Below are 14998 nucleotides of genomic sequence, written 5' to 3'. Positions count from 1 at the left end.
CGGCACCTTTCCCGGTCGTCTGTCCATGACGTCGGCAGATACAAGCGGCGGTCGATCAGCGTGCGTCCGCGGTCGGTGGCGTACGCGAGGAACACTTAACGGAGTCCTACTAGAACCGCCTCGATCCCCTCCGGTCTCCCCGTACCACAACAACGATCCCCGGAGCCGAGTCACGAGGGCGTTGCGAGGAATGGCCACCGTTGACCGTACAGTCCCAAGTCCGGCCTCGTCGCTAACACGCCGGGGCCAGAGGTCAAGATCTTCAGGACTCTCCCCGTCGCAAGTAGTCGATGAGCCCTTGGACGTTCATCGTGTCGACCTGCTCCTCGGACAGGTGCTGCCGTTCGCTCGACCGGCTGGGGGCGACGATGGGGCTTTCATCCGGTGCGACGAGCCGACTGAGATACTCAACCAACTGGAGAGGGCTCGGATAGTCGAAGATCACTGTGCTGGACAGGCGTCTGCCGAGCGCCGCACCGAGTCTGTTGCGCAACTCGACGCTTTCCAGTGATTCCATTCCCACGTCCTTGAACGACCCGGTGTCAGTGAGCGCGGCCGCTGAATGGTTTCCGAGTACCGCGGCCACGTTGGTGGTGATCAGATCCAGGAGTGCGACACGTCGTTCCTGCTGGTTCATCTGCCGCAAGCGCTCGGGCAAGGTGTCTTCGGTGGTTGTGGTTCGGTGCCGCGTCGAGGCGCGCAGGATCGGGATGTCGTTGGTGGTGTTCTCTACCCGGACGAGCAGAGTAGACGCCTCCTCGGCATTCCAGAACTCATCAAGCAGCGTCAAACCCTCGTCCTCGGTCAATTCTGCCAGGGTGACACCGGGCGTGAGCCGGGCGAAGGACTCAGCGTCCGGCACACCTGCCGTCATCTCGCCGCGTTCCGCCCACAGTCCCCAGGCCAGTGCAGTACCGGGCAACCCGTGTGCTCGCCGATGTTGTGCCAGTCCTTCGAGATAGGCATTCGCCGCTGCGTAGTTGCCCTGTCCGATGTTGCCGAACGTGGCAGCGGATGAGGAGAACATGACAAAGGCATCAAGACCCTCGGTAAGCTCGTGCAGATACCGTGCGGAACAAGCTTTTGCCTGCATGACCTGGGCGACGTCGGACGGTGTGAGGTCCTCTATCAGTCGGTCCGCCAAAGTGCCGGCTGCGTGCACGATGGCCGTCAAGCCCCCTATACCGCGCAGCAGTTCGGCGACACTCTCTCGACGTGCGATGTCGCAACTGACGACGTCGACCGTCGCACCCAGCGCGGTCAGGTCGTCCACCAACTGCTGGGCTTGGGGCACACGCATACCACGTCGGCTGGTGAGCACGAGATGTCGGACGTCGTGGTGCGCAACCAGATGGCGGGCGACCTTACCGCCCAACATCCCGGTTCCCCCGGTGATGAGCACTGTTCCGTGCAGTCTTCCCGACTCGGCTGCCGGTGGTGTCGGCACGAGGCGTGGGGCGCTCACAGTTCCCCCCCGAACGGCCAGTTGTGGCTCGTCGGTGAGGCCCGCGGCAGCCATCAGCGACGGACTTTCCCGCCCGTCCCAATCGATCAGAGTGAACCGGCCGGGGTTCTCGGTCTGCGCCGAACGTACGAGTCCCCAGACAGCGGCCAGCGATGGATCCACGTCTTCGTCAGGCCGCGTGTTGACGGCGCCAGTGGTGAGCATGATCAACCTGCTCTCGGCGCACGCTTCCTCGGCAAGCCAGCTCTGGAGTTCCCGCAACACTTCGCTCAGCCAGATGTCAGGTTCAGCGTCCTTGCTGGAAAGCTGCCACAGCACGGCCTTGGGCACCACGGCGCCGACCGCGACCGACGTATGGAAAGCGGCCAGATCCGTGACCACCGGTGCAACCGGGTTGGTTTTCGCGACCGGTACAGCACGCCATACCTGGCGGAACGACGACTGGGCACGGGCAGGGACACGCAGCCCAGCGACCGCTCGCATCTCCAGCGCGTCGACGGTGAGCAGACTTCTTCCGTCCAGGCTGGTCATGCGCAACGAGTAACGCCCATCGGGCAATTTCCTGACGTGTACCCTGACCGAGTCCGTCGGAATGCCTCGCAGGGACACCCCTGTCCACGTGAAGGGCAGCATCTGCTTGTCCTGCCGTTCGCCCGGCGCTGACAGTCCGATGACGTGCAGCGCGGCGTCCAGCAAGACGGGATGTACCCCGAAAGCCTCAGACCGCACGGTCAGCGCCGCTTCGGCGAACAACTCGTGGCCACGCCGCCAGGCTGTCTTGACAGCCTGGAAGGCGGGTCCATAGTGGATCCCGGTCTTCGCGAAAGCGCTGTAGACGGTCGCAGGGTCAATGGCTACGGCATCGGCAGGCGGCCAAGCGGCGGCATGGACAGTTTCAGGCGCGAGGTGGGGCATCAGCACTCCATCGGCATGGCACACCCACGGTTCGTCCATCCGGGCTCGCGAGAAGAGGCTCACCGTGCGTGAGCCGTCGCTCTCCGGTCCACCGACCACAACCTGGAGATCCAACTCCTCCAGCACAACCAGGGGCTTATGCTGGACGAGCTCCGAGACCACACCGTTGCCGACTTCACGGGCAGCCGTGACGATCAGGTCGACGACGGCGGCTCCCGGCACCACCACACGCTCCTGGACCTGATGGTCCGCCAACCATGGATGTATCCGTAGCGAAATGCTGCCGGTGAGAACGCAGCCTCCACAGTCGGCCAGCGGTGTCGCCTTGCTCAGCCATGGGTGGCCCACCGTCCCTTCACCTGAGGGCTCGCGGTCAGGCTCGACCCACAGCCGCCGTGTCTGGAACGGATAGGTCGGCAGTTCCACGCGCCGCGGATGCCACTTCCCGAACACGCTGTCCGCGTCGAATTCGACACCTCGCACATGTGCTTCGGCCAGAGAGCGCAGGAAACGATGCTGCCCGCCGTCCGCACGTCGGAGGGAGCCCACTACGGCGACATCGTTCGTCTCCACGGACTCGGCGACGCTCTCGATGGCGGCAAGCAGGACAGGATGAGGACTGGCCTCCACGAAACCGCGGAACCCGTCCTCTAGCATCTGCTTGGTCGCCAGATCAAAGCGCACGGGTTCGCGCAGATTGCGGTACCAGTACTCGGCTGTGAGCTCTTGCCCGTCCACGCGTTGCCCGGTGACCGACGAGTAGATCGGGATGCGCCCGGCCTGCGGCTCGATGTCAGCCAGAGCGTCGAGGATTCTCTCCCGTGCCGCCTCGACCTGTGAAGAGTGGCTGGCGTAATCGACGGGCAGCATGCGCGCCCGCTCACCCCGGGACTCGATGTCCGCGACTGCGCACAGCAGTTCCTCTCGCGGGCCCGCGAGCACTGTGCTCCGAGGGCCGTTCACCACGGCGATGGACGATTGTCGGCGTGCCACGTAGTCCCTGACGTCGTCCTGGCCGAGGGACACGGCGGCCATTCCGTAGTCGCCGGCGAGTGTGGCGAGCGCCCGGCTCCGCAACGCGACAACACGTGCCGCGTTCGGCAAGGACAAAGCTCCCGCGACACAGGCGGCGGCGATCTCTCCCTGCGAGTGACCCACTACAGCGGTCGGCCGCACCCCGTACGCCTCCCACTGAGTGGCGAGCGCGACCATGACGGCAAACAGCGTCGGCTGCACCACATCCACCCGGTCCAGTGCGGAACTCCGGTGCAGGACATCGGTCAGCGACCAGTCGCAGTACGGAGCGAGCACGTCGGCACACTCGGACAACCGTTGCCGAAAAACGGGTGAGGAGGCCGCCAGTTCCACGGCCATCCCAGCCCATTGTGTTCCCTGGCCAGGAAACACGAATGCCACGTCCCGCGCGGGAACGGCATCGCCCACGACGACGTCTTTGGTGGACTGTCCGCTGGCGAGCGCGTCGAGCCCACGCCGGAAGTCCTCCGGGTTTCGGCCCAGCACGACAGCCCGCCGGACGAAGCGGGTACGCCCCGTGGCGAGCGAGAAGCCGACGTCGGCGGAGTGCGCACCGGCCTCCGGAGCCATCTTGCGGGCGAGGTCTCGCAGAGCCTTGTTCGTGCGGGCGGACAAGACCCAAGGCACGACGTCGCCATGCGGTCTGGCCCGCTCGTCGTGTGGTGTGGGCCGAGCCTCCTCCACGATGACGTGAGCGTTGGTGCCGCTGACCCCGAACGACGAGACAGCGGCGCGGCGGGGCCGGTCCACCGCAGGCCAGTGGCTGGTGTGTGTGGCGAGCCGGACCGTCCCAGTGGACCAGTCGATCAGCGGGTTCGGCTTGTCGGTGTGCAAGGTCATCGGCACCAGACCGTGCCGGAGCGCCTGGACCATCTTGATCAGGCCACCCGCTCCCGCGGCCGCCAGAGTGTGCCCGATGTTGGGTTTCGCGGAACCGAGGAGCAGTGGCCGTCTGGGGGAACGCTGCCCGTAGGTGGCGAGGATCGCCCTGGCCTCAATGGGGTCGCCCAGCCGGGTGCCGGTCCCGTGGGCTTCCATGACGTCGATGTCAGCCGTGTCCAACCCGGCTTGGGCTAGGGCCTTGCGGATGAGCCGTTCCTGCGCCTCCTGGCTGGGCGCGGTCAGCGTGCGGCTCGCTCCATCGTGGTTGACCGCGCTGCCTCGGATCACCGCGTGGACGCGGTAGCCGAGCCGCTGAGCGTCGGACAGGCGTGCCAGCAGGAGCATGCCCGCACCCTCTCCCCATCCGGTACCGTCCGCGGAATCGGCGAAGGACTTGGACCGTCCGTCCGGAGCGAGTGCGCCCTGCTTGCTGAATTCGGTGAACACCCCCGGCAGCCCGTGGAACGTGGCGCCGCCGGCGAGCGCGAGATCGGCTTCACCCGTGCACAGCGACTGGCAGGCGAGGTGCACACCGACAAGGGAACCCGAACATGCGGTGTCCAGGGTCGCCGAAGGGCCGTGGAATCCGAAGAAGTACGACAGACGCCCTGCCAGCAGACTGGGCGAGGAGCCGGTCACCACCCGGCCCCTGAGTTCCTGAGGCGCGTTGTGCCATCGAGGTCCGTAGTCCTCCGGGCCGAAGAAACCGACGTATACGGCGACGTCCTGGCCCCGATAGCCAGCTGGTGGGATTCCCGCGTCCTCGAAGGTCTCCCAGGAGGTGAGCATGACCAGCCGCTGCGCGGGATGCATGGCCATGGCCTCTCGCTCGGAGATGCCGAAGAACTCCGGATCGAAGTCGGCGCCGTCGTCCAGGAAGGAGCCGAACCGGGTGGCGCTGGAGCCCGGGCTATTCTGCTCCCATTGTCCCAGTCGTACGAAGTCCCATCCTCGGTCGCGGGGCATCTCGGAGACCGTCTCGCGGCCGTTCGACACCAGCTCCCAGAGATCTTGGGGCGAGTTGACGCCGCCGGGGAAGCGGCATCCCATTCCGACGATCGCGATCGGTTCTCTGGCGATGTCAGACATCCGTCTCACTCTTACCTGTTCGGCCCGTGGGCGGCGGCGGAAAGAACCCGGTGGTCACGAAGAAATCGACGTACGTGCGCATCAGCCGCTCGTCGAGCTTCGGTAGCTCGATTCCGTGGCCGGCGAGCGACACCCGCGTACTGGTCGTGTCGATCGGCGCGTACGAGGAATCCGTGTCCAGGAACAGCGCCTCAAAGGCGTGCAGGAGTGGGTTCATGGAGTTCCTGCTGTCCGACTGAATCAGTTCGCGCCAGCTCTCCCGGGGCATCTCGGCCAGGTCATAGCCGAAGCGCCCGAAGTACTCGACACAGTCGGTCAAACTGAGCGAATCGTGGTTGAAGATGTGGAAGGTCTGGCCTCCGGCCTCGGCCTGCCGGGACAGCGCAGTGATCACCGAGCTGACGTAGTCGACCGGCAGGAACGGGATCCGGCCCGTGCTGTGCGGGTAGTACCCAGCCTGCAGAATCCCCTTGAAACTTGACCAGATGAAGTCACGTGACTGGCACGCACCGTTGACCTGGTCACCGGAGACCACGTCGACCCGGTACACCGACACCGGCAGACCGCGCTCCCGGGCGATACCGATCAGCTGCTCGGCCACCCATTTGCTGCGCAGGTACCCGTTCGCCAAGGCTTCGGGCGGTCCAGTGGGGTCGTCGACCCCGACCGGGGTCCGTCGTCGCGCCCGGTCGGTGAACAGGCCGACGGTGGACGCATAGTGCACCGCCACGGTCCGATGTGCGGCAGCCATCCGCATGACCTCCTGCGTCCCCAGGACATTGGCGTCTCGCAGTGCCGCGTACGGATGCAGCCAGTGGACAGTGGCCCCGAGATGGTAGATGACGTCCATCTGCCGGGACAACGCGTCGAATCGCTCAGCGGTCAGTCCCAGTCGCGGCTGAGCCAGATCGCCCGCGACCACGGAAATCCGCGTGGGGTCGATGTCCTGTGCGATCCGGTAGAACTCGAGGTTCTGCCGGATCCGCTCGTGTGCTTCGGCCTCGTCGGCGGCTCGGACCAGGCAATGAACGGTCGCCGCGGTCTGGCGCATGAGGTCACGCAGGACGAACGCTCCCAGGAAGCCTGTGGCGCCCGTGAGGAACACGTGCTGCGGATCCTCGGCGACCGGTTCGATGTGAGCCGCCGGCCGGATGTCGTCGGCAAGCCGCACATCGCCCCGGATGTCGACGCTCTCATGCTGTCCGGCGGTGTCCGGCCCGCCGAACTGAAGGAACAGGCGCGATGCCAGCTCAGCGGGTGTCGGGTGGTCGAAGATGAGGGTCGCGGGCAGGCGTGTCGTAGTGTGTTTGGCAATACGATTGCGCAGCTCCACCGAGGTGAGTGAGTCGAGACCCAGGTTCTTGAACGGTTCGTCAGGGTCGATGCTGTCCGGCGTGGTGTGTCCGAGGACCGCGGCGAGTTCGGTCCGGACAGTGCGCAGGACGAGTGCGTGCTGCTGATCCGCGTCCAGTCCGTGGAGCCGGTCGCGGAGGGTGCGCGATGGCTTATTGCGGGCAGTGGCGGCCGGGGTGAGGAGGCTGTGCAGCAGCTTGGGGATGTCGGCCCGGTGCGCGTGCATGGTCGGAATGTCCAGGGGGACAAGGACGAGGTTGGCGGCGTCGATCGCCAGGGCGTGATCGAACATGGCCATACCGTCCGCCGCGGTAATGGTTCGGACACCGATCCGGGCGAGCCGGGATCTTCCCGCGTCGCCGAGTTGTCCCGTCATGCGGGTGTCGTCTTCCCAGAGCCCCCAGGCGAGAGCTGTCGCGGACAACCCTTGCTCCCGGCGATGGCGTGCGAGAGCGTCGAGAAACGCGTTGCCGGCGGAGTAGTTGCCTTGGCCACCGTTGCCGAAGACACCGGCAGCCGAGGCGTACAGCACGAACAGCGGAAGGTCCAGGTCCTGGGTCAGTTCGTGCAGATTCCAGGCAGCGTCCACTTTGGGCCTCAGGACGGCGTCAACCTGCTCCGGTGAGAGCGCGGTGACGACACTGTCGTCCAGGACACCCGCCGCGTGCACAACACCGGTGAGTGGGGGATCGAGACTGTTGATCAGCTTGCTGAGTTGGTCACGGTCGGCGACATCACACGCGGCGATCGTGACCCTGGCGCCCAACGCGACGAGATCGCTCTCCAGTTCGCGCATTCCGTCGGCGTCACGGCCGCGACGACCGGCCACCACAACGTGCGGCGTGCCACGAGAGGCGAGATGGCGGGCGAGCGTGCCGCCCAGCACACCGGTTCCCCCTGTCACGAGGACCGAACCCTGGAGGCCTCGCTCCGGGGCGATCCCGGCGGACACCGCGGAGCGCACACGGGCAAGGCGAGGCACCAGCACCCGGCCGTCGCGGATCGCGATCTGGTCTTCGCCGCAACCGACCGCGTCCTGAAGGGTGCTCGCCGGAACTGGTCCGTCCACTTCGGCCAGCACGATCCGGCCGGGGTGCTCCATCTGAGCGGTACGGACCAGTCCGGCCACCGCGGCCGAGGCCATGTCCGGGCCGACCACCACGACCAGACGGGACGAAATCCACTGTTCGTCTCCGAGCCATTGCTGAAGAACGCCCAACACGTGATGCGTGCGGTCGTACACGGCCGCCACCACGTCGCCCGTATCAGCGGCAACAGAAACCACCAGCACATCAGGCGTCCCGTGGGCCTGCTCGAGGCCGAGGCCGAATGGATCGTCCCCCAGCATCGCCCATCGTTCCGTACCACGTTCGCCGGCTGCCGCCGGAACCCAGTCGATCCAGTACACCTCGTTCGCGCGCGTGGCCGTCAGCTGTCGCGGATCGACGGGCCGGACGAGCAGTGACTCGAAGGACACCACGGGCTGTTCCCGCTCGTCGACGGCGACCAGCGCTGTGCCTCCGTCGCGACTGGGTGTCAGCCGTACTCGAAGGAAGGAGACGCCCACGGAATGCGCCCGGAGACCGTTCCAGGCGAACGGCAGGAAGACCCCTGCGCCGGGCGTCGGCGCGTGGTGCAGAGCAGAATCCAGCAGAGCGGGGTGCACGACGAAGTCATTGGCGATGTGGTCGTCCGGCAGGGCCACATCGGCGAAGATCTCCGTGCCACGCGTCCACACGGATGTGGCTGCCTGGAAGAGTGGCCCGTAGACGTAGCCGCGCTCGACAAGCTTCGAGTAGAAGAACTGGGTATCGACGGCCACGCTGCCCGGTGGCGGCCACTGCGTGGCCCAGTCCGCCCCACCGGGGTCCGGAGACCGCATGGTCAAGACGCCGCTGGCGTGACGGGTCCAGTCGGCGTCGTGCGTGTGCCGGGAGTGAATGGTGAGGTAGTGGTTCTCGTCCGCGTCCTTGACGGTGACCTGAAGGTGAACAGCGGCTTCGTCGGGGAGGGTGAGCGGGGCCTCGATGACGAGCTCGTCGATGGTGTCGGCGCCGACATGGGCTCCGGCGAACAAGGCCATGTCCACGAAGGCGGTTCCGGGCAGCAGGACGTTGCCCATGACGGCGTGGTCGGCCAACCAGGGATGGGTTGCCAGGGACAGCCGACCGGTGAGTAGGTGGGTGCCATCGGCCGCCAGTCGCGTGCTCACGTTGAGGAACGGGTGGTTGATGGGCTCGAAGCCGAAGCCCGTCGGCTCGGCAGGGGTTTCCGAGAGCCAGTAGTGCTGGTGCTGGAAGGGGTACGTGGGGAGATCCGCCCCCGCACCGGCGTCAGGCTGGTGGTCAGGCAACAGCTCGGTCCAGTGGATGGGGAGGCCATGGGTGAACAGCTCGGCGGCCTGACCGATGAGCGCCTGGTGAGCCGGCTGATCTCGTCGCAGTGTCCCCGCCACGATCGGGTTGTGGTCACCGCTGCTGTCCTGGATGTGGGAAACCAGCGCGGGGTGGGCGCTGACTTCCACGAAGGTTCCGTATCCGCTGTCGGCCAGCGTTGCGATGGCATGGCAGAAATGGACTGGTTCGCGGAGGTTGCGGTACCAGTACTCGCTGTCGAGGGCCGCGCTGCCGATCCAATCCCGATGCACGGTGGAGTAGAAGGGAATGACAGGGGCGGCGCCTTGTATGTGACCGAGGGCGCTGACGAGCCTTTCGCGCAGGCTCTCCACCTGCGTGCTGTGGGACGCGTAGTCGACCGGGAGTACGCGAGCCTGAATGCCGTCGGCTTCGGCGGCGGCGACAAAGTCGTGTATCGCCGCGGTTTCTCCTGAGATCACCGCACTGTTCGGGCTGTTCACTACGGCCAGGCTGATGCGGCCATGCCAAGGTAGGAGTCGATTCTCGATTCCTTGTACGGGCAGGCCGATGGAGGCCATGGCGCCGCGGCCGGAGAGGCTGGCGAGGATCTGGCTCCGGATGGCGACGATGCGCGCGGCGTCGTCGAGACCGAGTGCTCCGGCGACGTAGGCGGCTGCTATCTCGCCTTGGGAGTGTCCGACCACGGCGTCAGGCGTGAGGCCAAGTTCGCGCCACACTTCGGCCAGGGAAACCATGACGGCGAAGAGTGTCGGCTGGACCACGTCCACGCGTTGGAGCAGGGTCTGGTCGTGGAGGGTGTCTTCCAGGTTCCAGTCCCTGTAGGGAGCGAGCGCCTTGGCGCAGGCATCCATGCTCTTGGCGAAGGTGCTGGAGGTGGTGAGGAGATCGGTGGCCATTCCGGTCCATTGCCATCCTTGGCCGGGAAAGACCATCACCACCTTGCCCGGTTCCCTGCGCTCGTTGTCGGCGACCGCCCGGAGCCCCGTCACCACCTCGTGCTGGTTGGCGCCGATGATGACGGTGCGGAGGTCAAACAGGGAACGCGACGTGTGGAGACCGTGTGCCAGGGTCACCAGGTTCGGTGCTCTATGGTCAATGTGGTCGGCGAGCCGGGAGGCCTGGTCGCGCAGCGCCGTCGCGGTCTTCGCGCTGAGCACGAGGGGAACCACGCTGGTCGTCGGCTCTTGCGAGGGTTGCTGTGTCGGCGCCTGTTCGAGGATTACGTGCGCGTTGGTTCCGCTGACGCCGAAGGCGGAGACGGCGGCCCGTCGCGGGGCACCGGTTCCGGGCCAGTCGCGGTTCTCGGTGATGAGCTCGACCTTGCCGCTGGTCCAGTCGACATGGCTGGACGGCTGATCGGCGTGCAGGGTTTTCGGCACAATCCCGTGCCGCATGCCCATCACCATCTTGATCACACCACCGACACCTGCCGCGGCCTGGGTGTGCCCGAGGTTCGACTTCAATGATCCCAGGAGCAGTGGTGCTGTGTCGGTTTCACGTTGGCCGTAGGTGGCCAGCAGCGCTTGGGCTTCGATGGGGTCGCCGAGGCGTGTCCCGGTACCGTGTGCTTCCACCACATCGACATTCGCCGTGGACAACCTGGCATCAGCCAGCGCTTGGCGGATCAGACGTTGCTGCGACGGACTATTGGGCGCAGAGAGGCCGTTCGACGCGCCGTCCTGGTTGACCGCCGAACCGCGGACGACCGCGAGGACGCGATGTCCGAGGCGTTGCGCGTCGAACAAACGCTCCAGCACGAGGACGCCAATGCCTTCGGCCCAGCCAGTTCCGTCTGCCGAGTCCGAAAAGGACTTGCATCGGCCGTCCGGCGACAGCCCTCGTTGCCGGGAGAACTCCACGAATGCCTGTGGGGACGACAGCACGGTCACGCCGCCTGCCAGGGCCATGCTGCACTCGCCGGCCCGTAGGGCCCGGGCTGCCAGGTGGAGTGCCACCAATGAAGACGAACACGCGGTGTCTACCGAGATCGCCGGCCCCTCCAGGCCCAGCACGTACGACACCCGACCAGAGGCAACACTTCCCGCGCTTCCGCTACCGAGGTACCCCTCCAGTTCGGCCGGAACGGTCCGCACCCGTGCCCCGTAGTCGTGGTACATCAATCCGGTGAACACGCCGGTGGGGCTTCCCCGCAGTGACAGGGGATCGATGCCCGCGCGTTCCACTGCCTCCCACGTGACTTCCAGAAGCAGCCGGTGTTGTGGATCCATCGCGAGTGCTTCGCGTGGCGAGATGCCGAAGAAGTCGGCATCGAACCCGGCGACATCCTTGAGGAAACCACCTTGCCTCACATAGGTCTTGCCAGGCTGGTCGGGGTCCGGGTCGAACAGTGCCTCGACGTCCCAACCCCGGTCTGTGGGGAACTCGCCAACCGCGTCCACGCCTTGGCTGACGACGGACCACAGGTCCTCCGGGGACTTCACGCCTCCCGGGAAGCGACACGCCATGCCCACGATTACCACAGGATCACGTTCCTGTGCTTCCAGCTCCCGGACGCGCTGACGTGCCTCGTGCAGGTCAGCGGTCGCCTTCCGGAGATACGAGACCAGTTTGTCTTCGCCACTCACAGTCCTGCTTCCCTTTCTTCACATCTCGCGGCCGCCTGATCAGGACTGCGTGCCGTCGAGGAACTTGAAGAGATCATCAGCGCTGGCCGATTCGAAATCGGGAACTGCCCCGTGCGGTGCGACGCCGTCGAGTCGCGACGTCAGCGACCGCAGGCGGCCGACGACCTGCTTACGTACCGCTCCGTCCGCTGAGACAGCAGGCAGGAGCGTCTCCATCCGGTCCAGCTCGGCCAGCACCGATTCCACACTCGGCGCGGAGGCAATCGGCGACTCGGTCAAGTGTTCGGTTATGAGGTACTCGCTCAACCGGTTCGGTGTCGGGTGGTCAAAGATGAGTGTGGCGGGTAGCCGGGACCCGGTGTGTTCGGCGAGCTTGTTGCGTAGTTCAACCGAGGTCAATGAGTCGAGCCCGAGGTACTTGAAGGGCTGGTCAGGGCCGATGGCTTCCTGCGTGGCGTGTCCGAGCACCGCGGCCACTTCGGTTTGGACAGTGCGCAGGACGAGTGCGTGCTGTTGGCCGGCGGTCAATCCGCGTAGCCGGTCACGAAGAGTGCCTGATGGACCGCTGCGGGGAGGGGGCAGGAGACTGCGCAGCAGCGGCGGGATGTCGGCCTGGTGCCTCTGGAGGGTCGGAATGTGCAGCGGGATCGCCACAACGTCCGGGACTTCGACGATCAGGGCGTCGTCGAACATCGCCATACCACCCGCGTTGGTGATCGTCTGGATCCCGACGCGCGCCAGCCGGGATCGTCCTGCGTCGCCGAGGTGTCCGGTCATACGGGTGTCCTCCTCCCACAGGCCCCAGGCGAGGGCAGTTGCGGACAAGCCCTGCCCTCGCCGGTGCCGGGCGAGGGCGTCGAGGAACGCGCTAGCCGCGGAGTAGTTGCCTTGCCCCGCGTTGCCGAAGAGACCGGCGGCGGAGGAGTACATGATGAACAGGGGAAGATCGCGGTGCTTGGTCAATTCGTGGAGGTTCCAGGCAGCGTCCACTTTGGGTCTCAGGACGGTGTCGACCTGTTGCGGTGTGAGCGCGGTGATGACTCCGTCGTCCAGAACTCCTGCCGCGTGCACGACGCCGCTCAGGGGCGGCTCCAGGCTGTCGATCAGCTCGGCGAGTCGATCACGGTCGGCGGCGTCACAGACCGCGACGGTCACCCGAGCACCCAAGCCGACGAGTTCGGCTTCCAGTTCGACGATGCCCTCGGCGTCTCGACCCCGGCGGCCGGCGAGAACGATGTGTGGCACCCCGCGGGAGGCGAGGTGGCGGGCGAGAGTCCCACCGAGTACGCCGGTTCCGCCGGTGATGAGAACGGAGCCCGCCAGGCCTCGCTCTGCCTCTGTCGCCGTGGTGGAGCGCACCCGAACGAGACGAGGCACGAGAACCTCGCCCTCGCGTAGCAGCACATGAGGCTTGTCACAGGCCAACGCTCTGCGGAAGGAGTCGGCGGATACGGGGCCGTCTATCTCGACGAGCGTGACCCGGCCCGGATTCTCCGACTGAGCCGATCGCACCATTCCGGCCACGGTCTGCGCAGCCAGACTGCGATCCGTCGCCACCACGAGCTTCGCTGCGGCCCTCCCTTCGTCTCCAAGCCAGTCCCGCAATATGTTCAACACCCGATGGGTCTGCCGATACACATCCGCGACCACAACGCCGTCATCGTCGGCGGCCACGGACACCACCTGCACGTCAGGCTCGTCGGCCGGCCCGAAGCCCAGGCCGAAGGGGTCGTCGTCCAGGACAGCCACGCGGCGCGCCAGTGGCTCACCGGGAACTGTCGGCACCCAATCCGGCTGGAAAAGATCGTCCGGTCTCGACGCCTTGAGCCGCCCGGGCTCCACTGCCCGCACCACAAAGGACGCCACCGACAACACCGGTACTCCCGCGAGGTCGGTCGCGCGTAGGGTGAACGAGTCGTCCCCCAAGGGCGTCAGCTGAACGCGCAGGGCGTGGGCTCCCGACGTGTGCAGACGGACCCGGTTGAAGGTGAACGGCAAACCCGAGCCCATTCCGGTAGCGCTGACGTGCAGAGCCGCGTCGAACAACGCCGGGTGCAGGTCGAACCTTCCCGCCTCTTCCGGCAACTCGACCTCGGCGAATACCTCTGCTCCGCGGCGCCACGCGACGGTCGTCCCACGGAACATCGGGCCGTACGCGAAACCGGCCTCGGACAGACTGTCGTAGAGAGCGCTCGGATCGATCTCTTCGGCCTCGGCGGGCGGCCAGTCCAAGGTGACGGGGTCCTGAAGGCCCCGCGCAAGCAGTGCCGTCGCGTGTTGGGTCCATGGCTCGTCGCTCTGCTCAGGCCGGGAGTAGAGGCGAGCCGGACAGGAGCCGGCCTCATCCTCAGGATCCACTTCGATCCTGAGGAGAACCGCTGTCCCGCGCTGCAGGACCAGTGGAGTCCCGATCACGGCTTCCTCGACAAGGTCGCGTTCGGCGAGGCGGGCAGCCGTCAGGAACATCTCCACGAAGGCGGTGCCGGGCAACAGGACGTTGCCCATGACGACATGGTGGGCCAGCCAGGGGTGGGCCTCCAGGGACAGTCGGCCGGTGAGCAGGTGGGTGTCGGTGGTGGCCAGTTGGGTGCCCGCGGTGAGGAAGGGGTGTGCGATCGAGTCGAAGCCGAGGGCAACTGGGTCGGTGGGTGTGTCGGTGAGCCAGTAACGCTGGTGTTGGAAGGCGTACGTCGGTAGTTCGGCAGCTGTGCTAATGCCGTGTTCGCGGGTCGGCATGAACGCGGTCCAGCGGATGGCAAGTCCGCCGGTGAACAGTTGTGCGGCGTGGGTGAGGAGCGTGTCGTGGGCCGACTCGCCACGTCGCAGCGTTCCGGCCACGGTCGGGTTGTGACCCCGACTGCTGTCCTGGATGTGGGGGACCAGTGTGGGGTGTGCGCTGACTTCGACGAAGGTTCCGTGTCCGCTGTCTATCAATGCCTCGACGGCATCCCGGAAGAACACTGGCTCGCGGAGGTTTCGGTACCAGTATTCGGTGTCGAGGATTTCGCTGTCGATCCATCCACGGTTCACCGTGGAGTAGAAGGGGATGACGGGAGTGGTGCTGTGTATTCGGCCGAGCGCGTCGACAAGCTGTTCCCTGAGGGTTTCCATCTGCACGCTGTGCGAGGCGTAGTCGACAGGGAGGAGGCGGGCGTGGATTCCGTCTGATGCGCACGCCGCCACGAATTGTTCGGTAGCGGGGCTGTTTCCGGAGATCACTGTGCTGGTGGGGCTGTTCACCACGGCGATGCTGATGTGATCGCGCCATGGCGATGTTTCGAGTCGTTTCTCGACGT

3 protein-coding genes are annotated in these 14998 nt (G+C 66.2%); all 3 read right to left on the bottom strand.

Translation table 11 applies throughout. From position 1 onward, the window contains the following. Nucleotides 1-262: 262 nt before the first annotated feature. Nucleotides 263-5386, bottom strand: coding sequence for a type I polyketide synthase (locus tag ACFYOY_RS48540; RefSeq protein WP_351904410.1), 5124 nt, complete (start codon nucleotides 5384-5386; stop codon nucleotides 263-265). Further along, a complete protein-coding gene (locus ACFYOY_RS48535) occupies nucleotides 5379-11702 on the bottom strand; it encodes a thioester reductase domain-containing protein (RefSeq protein ID WP_330816422.1) in 6324 nt (2107 codons plus the stop codon). Before ACFYOY_RS48535 ends, ACFYOY_RS48540 begins: the two co-directional genes overlap by 8 nt. A gap of 39 nt (nucleotides 11703-11741) precedes the next feature. After that, nucleotides 11742-14998, bottom strand: a 3257-nt coding sequence (locus ACFYOY_RS48530; protein ID WP_351904414.1) for an SDR family NAD(P)-dependent oxidoreductase, incomplete at its 5' end; no start/stop codon positions are given.

Source organism: Streptomyces sp. NPDC007875, assembly GCF_042868035.1.
GTDB lineage: Bacteria > Actinomycetota > Actinomycetes > Streptomycetales > Streptomycetaceae > Streptomyces > Streptomyces antimycoticus.
The sequence above is the reverse complement of the archived record's forward strand: the minus strand, read 5'-3'. Positions and strand labels throughout refer to the sequence as shown.

Coding starts and splice junctions, on each gene's coding strand:
- ACFYOY_RS48540 (WP_351904410.1), bottom strand. CDS start 5,386: ATGTCTGACATCGCCAGAGAACCGATCGCGATCGTCGGAATGGGATGC.